The organism is Desulfothermus naphthae, from assembly GCF_054657475.1.
Window position 1 is genome coordinate 670,839 of the sequence record NZ_BAAHYQ010000001.1, and the last position, 16,662, is coordinate 687,500.

Annotated in this window: 13 protein-coding genes, 1 tRNA gene and 2 rRNA genes (1 of these 16 cut by a window edge); 10 read left to right on the plus strand and 6 right to left on the minus strand. The window is 37.4% G+C overall.

Features of this window, described 5'->3' with window-relative positions:
* Positions 1-11 precede the first annotated feature (11 nt).
* Genes guaB through tatB form a run of 3 tightly spaced genes read left to right on the plus strand, consistent with a single transcriptional unit; the run spans position 12 to position 3,374 of the window.
* Positions 12-1,475 (plus strand): IMP dehydrogenase, encoded by a 1,464-nt coding sequence (gene guaB / locus ACYQ1E_RS03215; RefSeq protein ID WP_459875276.1) that lies wholly within the window; start codon positions 12-14, stop codon positions 1,473-1,475.
* A 13-nt stretch (positions 1,476-1,488) separates the two neighbouring features.
* On the plus strand, positions 1,489-3,036 hold the full coding sequence (gene guaA / locus ACYQ1E_RS03220; RefSeq protein ID WP_459875278.1) for a glutamine-hydrolyzing GMP synthase: 1,548 nt from the start codon (positions 1,489-1,491) through the stop codon (positions 3,034-3,036).
* 47 nt (positions 3,037-3,083) lie between these two features.
* The gene (gene tatB, locus ACYQ1E_RS03225; protein ID WP_459875280.1) at positions 3,084-3,374 is read left to right on the plus strand and encodes a Sec-independent protein translocase protein TatB; all 291 of its coding nucleotides are present in this window, start codon (positions 3,084-3,086) and stop codon (positions 3,372-3,374) included.
* A gap of 62 nt (positions 3,375-3,436) precedes the next feature.
* Here the strand turns inward: tatB and ACYQ1E_RS03230 are convergent, their stop codons facing one another.
* From ACYQ1E_RS03230 to ACYQ1E_RS03240, 3 genes are all read right to left on the minus strand, one after another.
* The gene (locus tag ACYQ1E_RS03230; protein WP_459875281.1) at positions 3,437-5,050 is read right to left on the minus strand and encodes a 3-phosphoshikimate 1-carboxyvinyltransferase; all 1,614 of its coding nucleotides are present in this window, start codon (positions 5,048-5,050) and stop codon (positions 3,437-3,439) included.
* Between the two features lie 86 nt (positions 5,051-5,136).
* Entirely contained in the window at positions 5,137-5,907 is a 771-nt protein-coding gene (locus ACYQ1E_RS03235; protein ID WP_459875283.1) for a tetratricopeptide repeat protein, read from the minus strand.
* 87 nt (positions 5,908-5,994) lie between these two features.
* Entirely contained in the window at positions 5,995-6,564 is a 570-nt protein-coding gene (locus ACYQ1E_RS03240; protein ID WP_459875285.1) for a hypothetical protein, read from the minus strand.
* 163 nt (positions 6,565-6,727) lie between these two features.
* Here ACYQ1E_RS03240 and ACYQ1E_RS03245 point away from each other — a divergent pair, with 163 nt between their 5' ends.
* The 7 genes from ACYQ1E_RS03245 (at position 6,728) to ACYQ1E_RS03275 (ending at position 13,653) form a co-directional block, all read left to right on the plus strand.
* Complete coding sequence (locus tag ACYQ1E_RS03245) at positions 6,728-7,801, plus strand: inorganic phosphate transporter (RefSeq protein ID WP_459875287.1); 1,074 nt, start codon at positions 6,728-6,730, stop codon at positions 7,799-7,801.
* Positions 7,798-8,415 (plus strand): DUF47 domain-containing protein, encoded by a 618-nt coding sequence (locus tag ACYQ1E_RS03250; RefSeq protein ID WP_459875288.1) that lies wholly within the window; start codon positions 7,798-7,800, stop codon positions 8,413-8,415. The genes ACYQ1E_RS03245 and ACYQ1E_RS03250 overlap by 4 nt, the downstream gene beginning before the upstream one ends.
* Before the next feature lie 72 nt (positions 8,416-8,487).
* Entirely contained in the window at positions 8,488-9,312 is an 825-nt protein-coding gene (locus ACYQ1E_RS03255; RefSeq protein WP_459875290.1) for an RluA family pseudouridine synthase, read from the plus strand.
* A gap of 128 nt (positions 9,313-9,440) precedes the next feature.
* Positions 9,441-10,322: a CheR family methyltransferase gene (locus tag ACYQ1E_RS03260; protein ID WP_459875292.1), complete on the plus strand. Its 882-nt coding sequence runs from the start codon at positions 9,441-9,443 to the stop codon at positions 10,320-10,322.
* A gap of 18 nt (positions 10,323-10,340) precedes the next feature.
* Positions 10,341-11,561, plus strand: coding sequence for an HDOD domain-containing protein (locus ACYQ1E_RS03265; RefSeq protein ID WP_459875294.1), 1,221 nt, complete (start codon positions 10,341-10,343; stop codon positions 11,559-11,561).
* 82 nt (positions 11,562-11,643) lie between these two features.
* On the plus strand, positions 11,644-12,120 hold the full coding sequence (locus ACYQ1E_RS03270; RefSeq protein WP_459875296.1) for a chemotaxis protein CheX: 477 nt from the start codon (positions 11,644-11,646) through the stop codon (positions 12,118-12,120).
* A 186-nt stretch (positions 12,121-12,306) separates the two neighbouring features.
* Positions 12,307-13,653 (plus strand): adenylate/guanylate cyclase domain-containing protein, encoded by a 1,347-nt coding sequence (locus ACYQ1E_RS03275; protein WP_459875298.1) that lies wholly within the window; start codon positions 12,307-12,309, stop codon positions 13,651-13,653.
* Positions 13,654-13,709: 56 nt separating this feature from the next.
* Here ACYQ1E_RS03275 and ACYQ1E_RS03280 read toward each other — a convergent pair.
* The 3 genes from ACYQ1E_RS03280 to ACYQ1E_RS03290 all read right to left on the minus strand — a co-directional run.
* Positions 13,710-13,783: transfer RNA gene (locus ACYQ1E_RS03280), tRNA-Pro, on the minus strand.
* 16 nt (positions 13,784-13,799) lie between these two features.
* A 5S ribosomal RNA gene (rrf, locus tag ACYQ1E_RS03285) occupies positions 13,800-13,916 on the minus strand.
* A gap of 40 nt (positions 13,917-13,956) precedes the next feature.
* Positions 13,957-16,662: ribosomal RNA gene (locus tag ACYQ1E_RS03290) — 23S ribosomal RNA — on the minus strand (it continues 646 nt past the right edge of the window).

Here is a 16,662-nt window from a genome sequence, read left to right on the forward strand (position 1 = left end):
AAATAAAGATTATGATAAGTGAAAATAAAGTTATAAAGACAGCACTTACATTTGATGATGTATTATTACTTCCTGATTATTCTGAGGTGATTCCATCTGAAGTTGATATATCTACTTATCTTACTCCACAAATAAAATTGAATATTCCTATTATATCTGCGGCAATGGATACAGTTACAGAGGCAAGGATGGCAATCTCAATGGCAAGACAGGGTGGTATTGGGATAATTCACAAAAATTTAAGTATTGAGGAACAAGTACTTGAAGTAAAAAAAGTAAAAAAGTCTGAAAGCGGCATGATCATAGATCCCGTTAGTATTGAACCAGATGATACAGTTGGACATGCCCTTGAGATTATGGCCCAATACAGGATTTCTGGGCTTCCAGTTGTGAGGGGAACTAAAGTTGCTGGAATTGTGACAAATAGGGATGTGGCCTTTGTGGAAGATCTAGAGACAAAGGTTGAAGAGGTTATGACCAAGGAAAATTTAATTACAGTCCCACCTGGCACTGATCTGGAAGAGGCCAAAAAGATTTTACATGAAAACAGGATTGAGAAATTGCTGGTAGTAGATGATCAAAACAACTTAAAAGGGTTAATTACTATTAAGGACATAAATAAGATCAAACAATACCCTAATGCCTGCAAAGATAGTTTTGGAAGACTCAGGGTTGGAGCTGCTGTTGGAGTTGGAAAGGATCTTGAGATGAGGGTAGAGGCGCTTGTTCAGGCACAAGTGGATGTACTGGTCTTAGACTCTGCCCACGGGTACAGTAAAAATGTGATTAATGGGGTCAGGTTTATAAAATCCAATTATCCTGATATTCCTTTAATTGCGGGAAATGTTGCAACTTATCAAGGTGCAAAGGACCTTATTGAAGCTGGTGCTGATACAGTTAAAGTGGGAATTGGCCCTGGGTCTATTTGTACTACAAGGGTTGTGGCTGGAGTAGGTGTGCCACAGATAACTGCAATTATGGATGTGGTGCCTGCATGCATAGAAAAGGACAGGTGTCTTATTGCTGATGGAGGAATAAAATTTTCTGGAGATATTGTAAAGGCAATAGCAGCTGGCGCTGACAGCGTGATGATGGGGGGTATGCTTGCAGGAACTGAAGAAAGTCCTGGAGAGACAGTTTTGTATCAGGGCAGGAGATATAAAATATACAGGGGCATGGGCTCGTTAGATGCCATGAAAGAGGGCAGTAAAGATAGATATTTTCAAGAAAATCTTGAAAAGCTGGTTCCCGAAGGCATTGTTGGCAGGGTGCCATATAAAGGGCATGTGGCAGAGACTATATATCAGCTAGTAGGTGGCCTAAGGGCTGGGATGGGATATTGTGGTTGCAAAAATATTAAAGAGTTGCAAACAAAGGCCAAATTCATTCAAATAACCCAGGCCGGGTACAGGGAAAGTCATGTCCACGATGTAATAATCACCAAAGAGGCACCAAATTATCAGGTTGATATATAGGAAGGGCAAGATAATGGAAAATTTAAATAAGGTCGTAATATTAGACTTTGGTTCCCAATATACCCAATTAATTGCAAGAAGGATTAGAGAAGCTGGAGTTTATTCAGAAATACATCCATGCAATATTGACATTGAAAAATTAAAGAAAATAAATCCCAGTGCAATTGTTTTTTCAGGCGGTCCTGCAAGTGTATGTGATAAAGATGCACCTGATGTTGATACACAGATATTTAATTTCAATGTTCCAATACTTGGAATATGTTACGGAATGCAGCTTATAGCAAAAAAAATGGGGGCAAAGGTCACTCCTTCAACAAATAGGGAATATGGAAGGGCTAATCTTATTAAGATCAATGATTCTCTTCTTTTTAGAGATGTTTTTGAAAATGGTAGTTTAAGTGTATGGATGTCCCATGGAGATAAAGTAGATAGTCTTCCCCCTGGATTTATAACTATTGCAAAGACTGAAAATATAGATGTAGCTGCAATGGAAAATAGGGAGAAAAAAATATATTGTCTCCAATTTCATCCAGAAGTAGCCCATACTCAAAATGGAGAAAAGATATTAAGAAACTTTCTTTTTGATATAGCTAAATTAAAGCCTACATGGAATATGGCGTCCTTTGTAAAGAACGTTATAGATGAGGTTCCTAAAGTAGTTGGAGATGCAAATGTTGTGTGTGGAATAAGTGGAGGGATAGATTCTACAGTTGTTTCAGTGTTGTTAAACAAGGCAATTGGAAAAAAATTACATTGCATATTTGTGGATAATGGTCTACTTAGACAAAATGAGGGAAAAGAAGTTGTCCACTATTTAACTGAACATTTTGATTTAAATTTAAGATATGTAGATGCGTCTAAACTTTTTTTAACAAGACTTAAAGGGGTCGTTGACCCAGAAGAAAAGCGAAAAATCATAGGACGGACCTTTATTGAAGTATTTGAAAACGAGGCCAGGAAAATAGAAAACGTAAAATTCCTGGCCCAAGGGACCTTATATCCAGATGTAATAGAAAGTGTATCTTACAGGGGACCTTCTGCTGTTATAAAGAGCCATCATAATGTAGGCGGACTGCCTGAGAAAATGAATTTAGCGTTAATAGAACCACTTAGAGAATTGTTTAAAGACGAGGTTAGAAAAGTTGCATATGAGCTGGGCATTCCAGATTTTTTGGTGTGGAGACACCCATTCCCAGGACCCGGGCTTGCCATCAGGATAATCGGTGAAATCACAGATGAAAGACTTAAAATACTCAGACAGGCTGACAAGATAGTTGAGGAAGAATTAAAGGATTCAGGGTGGTATTATAAGGTATGGCAGGGATTTGCTGTATTGCTACCATTAAAGACAGTGGGGGTTATGGGTGATGAGAGGACCTATGAGCATGTAGTTGCACTAAGAATAGTGGATAGTTTGGATGCCATGACTGCAGATTGGTCCAGGTTACCCTCTGAGCTGCTTGCCAGGATATCAAACAGGATAATTAATGAAGTTAAAGGAGTAAACAGGGTAGTATTTGATATATCATCTAAACCTCCGAGCACAATAGAATGGGAATAATTTATATTTTTAGCAAAGTGTAGGTTTATACAAATGGGGAACAAAAAATGTTTGGTGTTGGAACATCAGAGCTATTAATAATCTTTCTTGTTGCGCTTTTAGTTATTGGACCATCAAAGCTTCCAGAAGTAGCACGGGCCCTTGGAAAGGCCTTAGCAGAATTTAGAAAGGTTTCAACAGATGTTAAAAGACAAATAGATCTAGAAGTGCAACTGGCAGATCTGGAGAAAACAACCCCTCCTCAAAATAAAGACAATACTGAATCTAATGAAATAAGCTCAAAAAATATTAAGGAAAAAAGTGAAGACACGCCTCCTTCTGATAATCAACAAAAATGACACGTTATATTATAAAAAATTGAAAGAACCTTATTTGAACAAAAAGTTTATTACTCATTTTTTCACCCAATTTTTTTATCGCCAGATACTAGAATTCTCCTTCTTGTTTTATTACTCTCGTCCTTTTTTTCCTCATTGTTTGGAGAGATATTTGAGATTTTGGGCATAGATTTAAAATATGTCCAATATGTGGGCCATAATTTTGTGATTTCTCCAGGATTTTCCAAAATTATCTCATATCCCATTAAAGAGAGCAAAGATAAAGCTATGCTCCAGTTGGGGGAAGGAGACTTGACCTTTATATTCTTTTTATTTACTTTTCTTGTATTATAAAGAAAAAGAACATCCTTTTTTAATTCATAGCTTATATTTAAACTGGTTAAAATATACTTTAAACTATCGTGCTCACACACAGGAATTCTTTTAATCTCTGTCTTGCTTGCAAGGGCTCCCAGAGCGACCGCAAGAGGTAAAGGCTTACTAGACCCTTCTATGTCCAAGCTGAGAAAATCCAACTTTTTCTTTTTGTATATTAGAGTAATTTTATTTTCCTCAACCCTTATGCTTGGAGCGATATTTTTGAAAATTTTTAAAAATAGGGCACCATCTTTAAAGTCCTTTGGATAGGTCCCTGTTATAATGGCTTCTCCTCCACAGATCACAACTATGGCAAGTAGATATGCAGTCAATTCTGGGTCAAGAATATGGGAAATATCTGGATGATAATTATTTTCTGGATAAACTATAATCTTGTCGTGTTCAATTTGGTATTTTATTCCTAGTAAATTGAATATAAAGAATATTCTATCAATAAATGGATTGGTTAAATCCCTTTTAGGAGCTAATATAGAAATTTTATTTAAATTATATGCAACGGCGGAGAGAAAAAGGGCCCAAAAAGCAGAATCTGATAATTTCTCTGAAACTAACAGGGTGTCATTAATTGTTCCTGTGGATTCAATCCTTATTGGAAGCCCATAGCTTCCAGGAATTAAGGGGGCTATTCTGGCCCCCATTTGGGGAAGCAGGGAGAAAAGTGGTCTTAGATCTAACGATTTTAAACTTGAACCTCCTGTAAATTTACATACTCCCGCCTGTGATATAGCTGCAAAAATAAGTAAATACAGGTTTAGTTCATCTTCTCCTGTAAAGATTGCTTTTTTGTTGAAATTGAGAAAGGGTCCATGTTTACGATATAAGAAGTCCCTATCCCAAGTAAAAGAGGCATTCAAAGCATTTAAAGCCTTAATGAGTTGATAAATTGAATCATTTAAGACCAGGTGTTTGATTTCTATTGGGAAATTTTTTAAGGCATATATATAGATTAAAAATCTTGTCAGCTCTGTATCAAAAGGACCGGCCAGATTGATAGTGACAGGTTTAATTTTAAAGGATTTGAGTTTAAAGACCTTTTCTTCTTCCTTTTCAGCTAATTCATGACATAAGTTGTTATAATAATTATAAAGAGTCCTGAGCATTTTGGAACTTATGCCCAGGACCTTAGTTTTTTGATTCCAGACTTTCCACAGCGTGCCTTCAAAGTCCCTAACTGAGATAGAAAGATTTTTTTTTCTTTTGTTTCTTAAATAATCTGAATAAAGTAATGTTCTTTTAATTAGTAAATCCAACAACTTTTCATCTAATTGTCTCACCTCTTTTAAAAGATCCTTTGTCATTGAAACTCCCATTTTAACAGCAGATTTCTGCTATAATCAGTAAATGTCTCTTTAAAAGATGTTAAATTTTTCGCCATAGGTCAATGCTATTTTTTGTATTTTTCTAAAGCTTTTTTTGCCATTTTGCTAAAGTATTGGTCATTAGAGTTTGCAGCGAGTTCTAAAAGTTCTATTCCTTTTGTCTTGTCTTTTTTTGTTGTTATCAACAAATTCCCATAGTCATACAATAATTCAGGACGAAATCTAGAATTCTCAGGCATGATCTTATATGCTTCTTCATAGTATTTTAGGGCTTTCTTTTTATCCCTTCCAGCATACCATGGCAAGACCTCCCAAAAACGTCCAAGGGCAAAAGCTGGTAAACCATCCTGATAGTTTTTGTTGATATTATATGCTTTTTCAAGAGCTTTTCGAGTTTTTCCTTTAAGACCTTCCTTTAAGGCGGTCAATACAGATACAGCATCTGCATAACTTCCAACACACAACCCATAGTATAAATGGCCCTCAATCTCACTTGGATTGAGTTTGATGGCTTTTTCAGCATATTCCATTCCCATTTTACCGTATTTTTTGCATATTTCTTTCCAATTAGGTACGCCCTGTTTTTTTGAATTATCAGCATATTCTCTGCACGCCATAGCTGTTTTCCAGTTTGCCTCATAATTTGAAGGATTGGCATCGGCTATTTTTTTGTATTCGGAGAGGGCCTTTTTTAAAATTTCTAAATCTTTTGTCTCTAAAAATTTGTGATAAAGGGCATCTGCAGTTTTAATACCTTCTGAGGCCTGGGCGAAAATTTGAGGTGCCTGACCAACCAGTAAAAACAAAATTCCTAATGTAAAAATTTTTTTTAACATTTCCTTCCTCCTTTTTTGAAAAATATACAAAGAAACAAAACACTTCCCCCTCTTAAATATTTTTATTATTTTTTAGACAATCAATTTTTAATTTTTGATTGTCTCTTTTCTGCTAAAAATAAATAAAAGTGTAATACTACTCAACAACCATACTGTAGAAGGTATGGGAACTGCTTGCAGGTCTACTCCCAATATAAAAGCCCTTTGTCCCTCCCCAGAACTGCCTGGTGGTCCATAAAAATAGTAATTTCCGTCCTTTTCAGAGATGCTATAAGGTTCATAATAGTTATCACTGTTTTTAAAAAAGAAACTAAAACTTTCAGAATCTCCTAAGGACATGGTCTTATTCACATCTACACCTTGGGTTATTTTTAGCTTCCACTTCCCCTCATTATTTAACTCATTATTTATCTGATAAACTTCAAACTTTGCCTGAAAAACTGTCGTGCCTTCAAGCAAAAGTAAACCATTATTCATGTTCTCATCATACACTCCAAAATACCATCCCCCATTTAACGGATAAAAAAACCCAAATTGGCTAACATTACTGTTCCCATCAGTGCTTACAAAAAGGTTTGTAATAGATGCTGCATTGCCTAATTGTATTAATCCCAAAACACTTGTAATAATAAATCCAATAAAATTAATTTTTTTCATTATAAAAACCCCCTAATATTTAAGGATTACCTATTATCTCTTCCCTTTTTAATTGAATTTATAACGAGAGTCAAGTGGTAAAAAAAATTTATAATCAGGCAAAATTGGACTATTGACTAAAGTAGTTAAATATATGAATCTGTTTGCCTAGATGGAGATTTTTATGGAAAATATATTTTTACATGTGGTGATAGGGACTGTTTTTTTATTTACTTTTGTTAATGGTTTTCATGATGGGTGTAATGTAGTTGCAACGATTATAGCATCTAGGTCCATGAGAGCCAAACAGGCCCTTCTATGGGCAAGTATAGCTGAATTTTTTGGCGTGATATTTCTTGGAACTGCAGTAGCCTCCACTATGGGAAGGGACATTATAAATCTGTCAATTATAAAAAGTGGATCATATATATTTTTAGCACTTATTTTTTGTGCAGTGCTAAGTGCTCTTTTATGGAATTTAATTACCTGGTTACTTGCTCTTCCTTCGAGTTCATCCCATGCACTGATCGGCGGTCTTGTTGGTGGTGGAATTGGTGCATTTGGTATAGAAGTAATTAATTGGGAAATTCTTTTGCTAAAAGTGATTTTAGTTATGTTCATAACTCCAATCATTGGACTATTTGTAGGTTTTTTATTAACCCGCTTTTCTTTTAAAATCCTGGCTAATTGTCCTCTTTCCATAAATAACTTTATTAAACGCATACAATTTTTTAGTATGTGCTTTTTAGGGGCATCCCATGGCACCAATGATGCCCAAAAATCCATGGGGTTAATAACATTGGCACTTACCAGCTATGGTGTGATAGACCATTTTTATGTGCCTAAATGGGTTATATATGGGTGTGGTCTTGCTATATCATTGGGGGTTTTAAGTGGAGGATGGAGACTTATAAAGACAATTGGTTTCAGGATATTTAATTTAGAACCATTACATTCCCTAAACTCCCAACTGGCGGCAGGGAGTGTAATATATATTTCTGGATTGTTTGGAAGTCCTGTTAGTACTTCTCAGATTATGAGTTCGTCAATTATGGGCGTTGGAGCAGCTCATCGGTTTAAACAGGTGAGGTGGGAAGTTGCTAAAGAGATATTTCTTGCCTGGTTTATCACCATCCCAATTGTTTGTATCTTCTCTATTCTTTTTTATTGGATAATTGCTTATTTTTTTGATTTACAACAGACTAGTATGTATATTATCTTAAAAAAAATTGAAATATATATGGAAATTATATTATGAGATTATTTGGTTTTTCAAAGAAAAAAAAATTAGATTTTTTTAAGTTACTTAATTTGCAAATGCAAAGAACATATGATGGTGTAAAATTACTTGATTATTATTTTAAGAAAAATGAAGAAGAAGTGTTAGACCGTTTATGTCAACTGGAACATGAAGCAGATGAATATAGAAGATTTATTGTAGACGATTTGAATCAAACATTTATTACACCTATTGATAGAAAAGATATATATGCGCTTTCCCGATCTATTGATGATATAATGGATTTAGCTAAGATAATTGTAGAAGAAATAGAGGTTTTAGAAGTTAATCCGAACCAATATATGCAAATGATATCTACTACTCTTGTGCATGCTACATCTAAATTAAACGATTCTATAAATCATTTAAAGGAACGTCCGAATTTGTCTCGAGAAGCAGCAATAAGATCTAATTTGCTTTTAAACAATCTACAGCACCTCTATTTTGAGGCAATAAAAGATCTTTCCGAGTTAGATACAGATATTTCCTATAGATTTAAATTAAGAGAGGTTTTTCACAGGCTGTTAGAACTTGCAAAACAAATTAAATTAACCAATAATATACTATTAGACATAATGATTAAAACCTATTAGAACATGGAATATAAAAAGACTCAAAACATTTCAATAGATCATAGAGCTGCGGGGAGGAAATTATTTCAGTTCTTGGAAAGTTTTTTAAATAAGCAAGTTCCAAAGTCTGCTATAATGAAATGGATACGCACAGGTCAGGTGAGAGTTGATGGAAAAAGGGCAAAACCTTTTGATAGGTTAAGAGAGGGACAGGTAGTTAGAATTCCACCTTACAGAAAAGAATATAGAAATATCATAGACAAAGAAGAAAGAAATCCTTATCTCCTAAAGAAAATTTATGAAGATGATAATTTGATGGTTCTCTATAAGCCACCCAATTTAGCCACTCAACCAGGCAAAAATTTAAAAGATTCACTTTATACTAGATTAAAAAAAGAATATCCAGAAAACACTCCTTTTTTAGTTCATAGGCTTGATAAAGACACTTCAGGTCTCATATTAGTGGCAAAAAGGTTTTATTATTTACAATACTTACAGTCATTGTTTTTATCAAAAACAATAAAAAAAATTTACCTTGCTTGGATAAAAGGAATTCCTAAATGGGAAAATTGGACAATTTTAAAAGATACCTTTGAAGAACAGCGAAATAGTAAAATAAAAAAGGTGGAAGCAATTAGCTATGTTAAAACTTTAAAAAATATAGAAAAAAATAGTCTTGTGGCTGTTTTTCTAAAAACAGGCCGAAAACACCAAATACGCATTCAATTTAGCATGAGAAACCATCCAATAATAGGAGATAAAAAATATTCTAATGAAAAAAAGAAAAGTTGTCTTTTGTTACATTCCTATATGATTAACTGGAATGAGTACTCTTTTTGTTGTTTGCCTGAACATTGGAAAGGAAAGTTTAAAGTAAATTTGAAAGATGTAGAAAAGATATATCCATTGCCTGAGTAGCTTTCTATTTAATTTTTCCCTTTAAAAATATTATTGAGTTGTCTCCTAAAATCTGTTAATTAAAAAAGCATGTAAGGACAAGACACATATATTTATTCTAAAAATATTAAAAAGGCGGGACTAATAATATGGCAATAACCCTTTCAAGAGAACACCTTTCTCTTAGAAAAACACCAAAATTGTCAAATGATGAGTTTAAAGAGCTAACAGATTTTATATATGAAAAAACCGGTATATCAATACCAGCAAGACGAAAGTATTTAATTGAAAATAAATTAGGAAAAAGACTCCTAGAGTTGAATTTAAAAACTTATGCAGATTATTTAAAATATTTGAAGTTTTCTCCTAAAAAAGAAAGTGAATTTAAGAAACTGTGCGAGCTGATTACGATAAATGAAACCTGTTTTTTTCGTGATTTGAAACAGTTGACTATGTTTAAAAATATTGTTCTACCTGAGATTATAAAAAAAAGGCAGGAACAAGATGTAAAAGCGCTCAATATTTGGTCAGCGGGGTGTTCAAGTGGGGAAGAACCTTATACTATTGGAATTATACTTCATGAGGTTTTAAAAGTATCTATTATTGGTTGGAACATAAAAATCTATGCAAATGACATTTCGCCAGCCATGCTTTTTAAGGCAAGAAAAGGAGTTTATAATGATTATTCTTTGAGGACAACTCCTGAGAATATTAAACAGAAATATTTTACTAAGCAAAGAGATGGATATAAGATTCATCCTAAGGTCCAAAAATTAGTAAATTTTCAGTTAATCAATTTAGCTAATCCAAAGGATGTAAAAAAAATACCCAAAAGTGATATAATATTTTGTAGAAATGTGATCATTTATTTTGACGATGCTGTTAAGCAAAAAGTTATTTCTCATTTTTACGAAAATTTAAAGGATGATGGATATCTTTTTTTGGGATACTCAGAAAGTATTCACAGAATAACTAAGTTATTTAAACCTCAAATTAAACCAGGTAGAATAGTCTATCAAAAAAACATGTAATTAATTAGGGGGATGAGAGTGAAAAAGATTTGTGTGGAATATATTGTTCCAGGAATGATCTTAGCTAAGTCTGTTGAAGGATTAGATGGTACAGAGCTTTTGGCGAAGGGAACAGAATTAGGCGAAAAAGAAAAGAATCTATTATTAGATGCAGGGGTGGATTACATATATGTAACTGCAAAAAATGAGGAACTTGAACAAAGTTTATTGCAAACATTGGCGGAAGAATATGTCTTTAAATTTTTTATGTATGTAAATCCTGATAATAAATTATTTGTTGAGTTATTTAAGATAACTGTTGAGTTAATATTTAATAAGTTAAAAAAAGGATGGGAACTTCCATGTGAAGATTATATCAGGGCCAAAAGTGTTGAAAGGATGAATGACCTCTTTTTAAAAGATATGGGTGGTCCTGAAGATATTGTAAAGCACGAGTTGTCTCTGGCGTCATTTCCTGATGTGTATTTTAGGTTAAAAAAAATTTTGGAAAGTTCTACCAGTTCAGCAAAGGACATAGCTCAAGTTATAGGTTCTGACGTAGCCCTAACCACTAGACTTTTAAAATTGGTTAACAGTCCTTTATTTGGGTTGACACAAAAAATCGATTCTTTGGAAAGGGCAGTTAGTTTGGTTGGAGAGGAAGAGCTGACAAGTCTAGTTTTAGGGATATCTGCAATTAGATATTTTAAAGACATTCCACCAGAGCTAATGGATATGCAAACCTTTTGGAAACATTCCTTGAGTTGTGCTATTTTTGCTAAAATTATTGCATCAAAATATAAAGATGTGACTGATGAGACCTTGTTTACAGCAGGTTTGCTTCACGATGTGGGTAAATTGATTTTATTCAAAAATATGCCTTATTCCTCAGTTGAAACATTGGTATTTGCCAGAGAAAATATGATTCCTTTGATAGAGGCTGAAGAGTATGTTCTAGGCTTTACCCACACAGAAGTCAGTAAATTGCTTATGGACAGCTGGGAATTTCCAGATACAATTAATGATATTGTTTCTAATCACCATAATCCCATAGAAGCATCTTTTGAGAAAGGCGCTGCAATTATACAATTAGCTGACAACCTGGCCAATGCAGTTGGACTATCTTATGGAACAACATTTGTGGTGCCTGGAATGGATGAAGAAGTCTTCGATAAATTGGACATTCCAGTAAACACATTAAAGTCAATTGTACAGCAACATAATAAATTGTTAAATGGTCTGTTGAGCACTTTAATGTAAGATACTATGTTGATAGCCCATTATTCATATTTTTCTAAATTAATTAAAAAAAATATTTCTAAAGGGTTTTAAACGGATAATTATGGCCAAAAGTTATGATGTCAATTTTATAAATCCCTTCTTAGGAGCTGTGATCAACGTATTAGAAACAATGGCCAATGTAAAAGTTAAACCTGGAAAGCCTTATATCAATAAAGAGAGAATAACCGTAGGCGATGTAACTGGGATTTTGGAAATTTCAGGACATATGAATGGAGTTATTTCTCTTACATTAACGAAGGATGCTGTTTTGACAATTGTAAATAATATGCTTTTTGAAAATTATACAGAGATTAATGAAGAAATTGCAGATGCAGTTGGAGAATTAACAAATATGATCTCGGGTCAGGCCAGAATTCAACTCTCTGAACAAGGAATGAAGTTTCAAGCTGGAACCCCAAAGATTATTATTGGGAAAGGCAAAGAACTAGAACACATCAAAAATGCCCCAATTCTGGCTATCCCATTTAGTATAGATTCTGGTGGCAAGGTGGTTGTGGAAGTAAGTTTTGAAATGTAAATAACTACCTTGTTATACATTCTTTATTTAATTAAAATTTTAGTAAATAGGCAAACATAAGGTTTTATAAAATACTATATTATAAAAATGAAATTTAAATATAAAATTTTTTTAGGCATCTTGATAATAAATTTCTTCATAACAGGTGCTACTGGTTCGTATTTTTATTCACAATCAAAGGAGGCATTGTACAGGACCATAAAAAAAGAATTACTTGCAATTTCACAGATAGCATCAAAAATAATTCCAGGAGATTTATTGGAAAAATTAACCACGCCCCAAGATATGAATAGGGTTGAATACAGAAAAATCCAACAGATCATTTCAAAGATCGAAAATTCCAATGATGAAATCTTATATGTCTATACCATGAGACTTCAGGGATCAAAAGTGACTTTTATAGTAGATTCTCCTCCCAGTGATGACAATCATGATGGAAAAATCACTGAGGACGAAATTCCATACTCAATTGGAGAGGAATACAAAAATCCCCCCAAATCACTCTTACTAGGATTTATAAAACCAACAACAGATGAAAGACCTGTAAAGGATGACCTGGGATGGACTATGTCTGGATATAGTCCCATTTACAATTCAAAGGGAGAGAGGATTGGATTAGTTGGTGTGGATATGTCTTTGGAAAAAATCCATAATAAAATGGCATTGATAAAAAAAGCAGGAATTATATCCTTATTTATAAGTATTGTTTTAAGTGTGTTGTTGAGCCTATATTTTGGTGAAAAATTTATCCAGCCCCTTAATTTGTTAAGGAATTCTTTTAGGGCCCTGTCAAAGGGCAAGTTGAAATATATAGAGGTGGAGAGAACCGATGAAATTGGAGAGCTATTTATAGATTATAATAAAATGGTGGCTGAATTAAAAGAAAAACAGATATTGAGATCCTTTATAGGAAAGATGGTGGATCCAGATATTGTAAATGATTTAATTAATGATAATCTCCGGATGAATGGTATTATTACAGAGGCAGTAGTGGTTTTTTGTGATATTAGAAATTTTACAACCCTATGTTCAAACCTACCACCTACCAGTGTAATAGCAATTTTAAATGAATATTTTACAGAAATGGTAGAAGTGGTTAATAAATGGGGAGGTTATGTAGACAAGCTTTTAGGAGATGGAATGCTGATTGTCTTTGGTCATCCAAAAAAGACTACTAATCCCCAGGACTTGGCAATAAGCGCATCTTTGGACATGATAGAAACCTGCCAGAAATTTAACAAAAAGTTTGTGTTAAAAAATTATGCTATATCTAACACAATTGGTGTACATGTCGGGCCGATCGTGTCAGGATTAGTTGGTTCTGACGAGCGACTTGAATATACTGTATTAGGTGATACTGTAAATACAGCTCAACGTCTGGAAAAAATAAACAGAAAACTCAATACAAAAATTTCTATTTCTAAAGAGGTTTATTCTAAACTAGATCCAAAGCTAAAATCGCACTTTCAAAATATGGGCATACATAATCTAAAAGGAAAACCTGAACCAGTAGAAATTTATTCTTACAGTTAGACACAAAATATCAGAAACAAAAAAAGGTCGACACGATGTTTTGTCGACCTTTTATATCGGGAAGACAGGATTTGAACCTGCGACCCCCTGCTCCCAAGGCAGGTGCGCTTCCAGACTGCGCCACTTCCCGAACATCCAAAAAAACATCCTGGCAGCTACCTACTTTCCCACGGATTAAGTTCCGCAGTATCATCGGCGGTGGAGGGCTTAACTTCCGAGTTCGGAATGGGATCGGGTGTTTCCCCTCCCCTATGGCCACCAGGACGAAATTTATATACAGGTGTGATGGGGGATTTTTTACAAAGGGTTAAGACGTTCGGCCTATTAGTACCCGTTGGCTGAACGCATCACTGCGCTTACACCTCGGGCCTATCTACCTGGTAGTCTCCCAGGGGCCTTCTGCTGAGCACCTAATGGTACTCGAAGGGAGACCTTATCTTGGGGGGGGCTTCCCGCTTAGATGCCTTCAGCGGTTATCCCGGCCGATCATAGCTACCCTGCTGTGCAGCTGGCGCTACAACAGGTCCACCAGAGGATCGTCCACCCCGGTCCTCTCGTACTAGGGGCAGCTCCCCTCAAGTCTCCTACGCCCGCAGCAGATAGGGACCAAACTGTCTCACGACGTTTTAAACCCAGCTCGCGTACCACTTTAAACGGCGAACAGCCGTACCCTTGGGACCTGCTTCAGCCCCAGGATGTGATGAGCCGACATCGAGGTGCCAAACCGCGCCGTCGATGTGAACTCTTGGGCGCGATCAGCCTGTTATCCCCGGCGTACCTTTTGTCCGATGAGCGATGGCCCTCCCATCTGGAACCACCGGATCACTAAGGCCGACTTTCGTCCCTGCTCGAGGTGTCCCTCTCGCAGTCAAGCTCCCTTATGCCTTTGCACTCTAACGGCTGGTTTCCAATCAGCCTGAGGGAACCTTTGCACGCCTCCGTTACCTTTTAGGAGGCGACCGCCCCAGTCAAACTACCCACCTGACACTGTCTCCTGGTAGGATTCACTACTCAGGATTAGAACTATAGACTACCAAGGGTGGTATTCCAAGGGCGGCTCCACCCAGGCTGGCGCCCAGGCTTCCCAGCCTCCCACCTATCCTATACATGGTAGCCCACAGTTCAATGCCAGGCTGTAGTAAAGGTGCACAGGGTCTTTCCGTCTTGCTGCGGGTAACCGGTATCTTCACCGGTACTCCAATTTCACCGAGTCTCCAGCCGAGACAGTGCGGGGATCGTTACGCCATTCGTGCAGGTCGGAACTTACCCGACAAGGAATTTCGCTACCTTAGGACCGTTATAGTTACGGCCGCCGTTTACCGGGGCTTCGGTTCGGAGCTCTCACCCCTCCCCTTAACCTTCCGGCACCGGGCAGGCGTCAGTCCCTATACTGCGTCTTACGACTTTGCAGAGACCTGTGTTTTTAGTAAACAGTCGCCCCCGCCGATTCTCTGCGGCTCCCAGGTGCTCCAGTAGCTCGTACCTTCACACCCAGAAGCACCCCTTCTCCCGAAGTTACGGGGCCATTTTGCCGAGTTCCTTGGCTGGAGTTCTCTCGAGCGCCTTGGGTTGCTCACCCCGCCCACCTGTGTCGGTTTGCGGTACGGTCTCCAAAGGAGTCTCGCTTAGAGGTTTTTCTCGGCAGCTTGGGCTCACCCACTTTAATGTCTTAAAGACTCGCCATCACCTCTCAGCGTTATCAGGGAGACGGATTTGCCTATCTCCCCCGCCTACAGGCTTGCACCGGGATATCCAACACCCGGCTGGGCTACCCTTCTGCGTCACCCCATCGCTCAAGCGACTCCCTCGGAGGCGCAGGAATATTAACCTGCTTCCCATCGGCTACGCCTCTCGGCCTCGCCTTAGGGGCCGGCTAACCCAGGGCAGATTAACTTTACCCTGGAAACCTTGGGCTTACGGCGAGGAGGTTTCTCACCCCCTTTATCGTTACTCATGCCAGCATCTTCACTTCCCTAACGTCCACCACTCCTCACGGATGTGGCTTCTGCCATTAGGGAACGCTCCCCTACCCCGAGCACCGAGCACCTAACACTTTAGGTGCTCGGTTGCTCAGCCGTGGCTTCGGTACCATGCTTAGACCCGTTACATTTTCGGCGCAGACCAGCTAGACCAGTGAGCTGTTACGCTTTCTTTAAAGGGTGGCTGCTTCTAAGCCAACCTCCTGGCTGTCTCTGCCGGTCCACCTCCTTTCCCACTCAGCATGGATTTCGGGACCTTAGCCGACGGTCTGGGCTGTTTCCCTCTCGACCACGGACCTTCTCACCCGTAGTCTGACTCCCAGGGTTCATCTTACGGCATTCGGAGTTTGGTAGGGTTTGGTAACCTGGTGAGGCCCCTAGCCCTTCCAGTGCTCTACCTCCGCAAGACATCCCCTGAGGCTATACCTAAATATATTTCGGGGAGAACCAGCTATCCCCGGGTTTGATTGGCCTTTCACCCCTATCCACAGGTCATCCGAGCAGTTTTCATCCTACACCGGTTCGGGCCTCCACTGGGTTTTACCCCAGCTTCACCCTGCCCATGGATAGATCACCCGGCTTCGGGTCTACTCCGTGCGACTTATTCGCCCTTTTAAGACTCGCTTTCGCTTCGGCTCCGCACATCACTGTGCTTAACCTCGCCACACAGAGTAACTCGCTGGCTCATTATGCAAAAGGCATGCTCTCACCGAGCACCTCACTAAACGTACTAGCTTAGACTCCTCTTTATCCTCTCATATAATATCTGCCTACTCCTTCCCCTCTGTTTTAACTTCCTTTCCCTTTCTCTAGCATCATCTTCACTTTTATAAGCTTCATAATATATTAACTCCCACTTCCTACCTCTCGTTGACCTATTCTCTCCTCTATTATGTTCTTCTATTCGTCTCTTTAAATTATTAGTATATCCTATATATCTTTTATCTCCTGACTTTATAACATACACATAATACATCCTTTCTCCTCCTAGCACGTTTAGTGAGGTGCTCGGCTCGAACAGCTTGTAGGC

Bases quoted from the DNA above. Each gene is read 5' to 3' on its own strand.
- guaB (WP_459875276.1), top strand. From the start codon at position 12: ATGATAAGTGAAAATAAAGTTATAAAGACAGCACTTACATTTGATGAT.
- guaA (WP_459875278.1), top strand. From the start codon at position 1,489: ATGGAAAATTTAAATAAGGTCGTAATATTAGACTTTGGTTCCCAATAT.
- tatB (WP_459875280.1), top strand. From the start codon at position 3,084: ATGTTTGGTGTTGGAACATCAGAGCTATTAATAATCTTTCTTGTTGCG.
- ACYQ1E_RS03230 (WP_459875281.1), bottom strand. From the start codon at position 5,050: ATGACAAAGGATCTTTTAAAAGAGGTGAGACAATTAGATGAAAAGTTG.
- ACYQ1E_RS03235 (WP_459875283.1), bottom strand. From the start codon at position 5,907: ATGTTAAAAAAAATTTTTACATTAGGAATTTTGTTTTTACTGGTTGGT.
- ACYQ1E_RS03240 (WP_459875285.1), bottom strand. From the start codon at position 6,564: ATGAAAAAAATTAATTTTATTGGATTTATTATTACAAGTGTTTTGGGA.
- ACYQ1E_RS03245 (WP_459875287.1), top strand. From the start codon at position 6,728: ATGGAAAATATATTTTTACATGTGGTGATAGGGACTGTTTTTTTATTT.
- ACYQ1E_RS03250 (WP_459875288.1), top strand. From the start codon at position 7,798: ATGAGATTATTTGGTTTTTCAAAGAAAAAAAAATTAGATTTTTTTAAG.
- ACYQ1E_RS03260 (WP_459875292.1), top strand. From the start codon at position 9,441: ATGGCAATAACCCTTTCAAGAGAACACCTTTCTCTTAGAAAAACACCA.
- ACYQ1E_RS03270 (WP_459875296.1), top strand. From the start codon at position 11,644: ATGGCCAAAAGTTATGATGTCAATTTTATAAATCCCTTCTTAGGAGCT.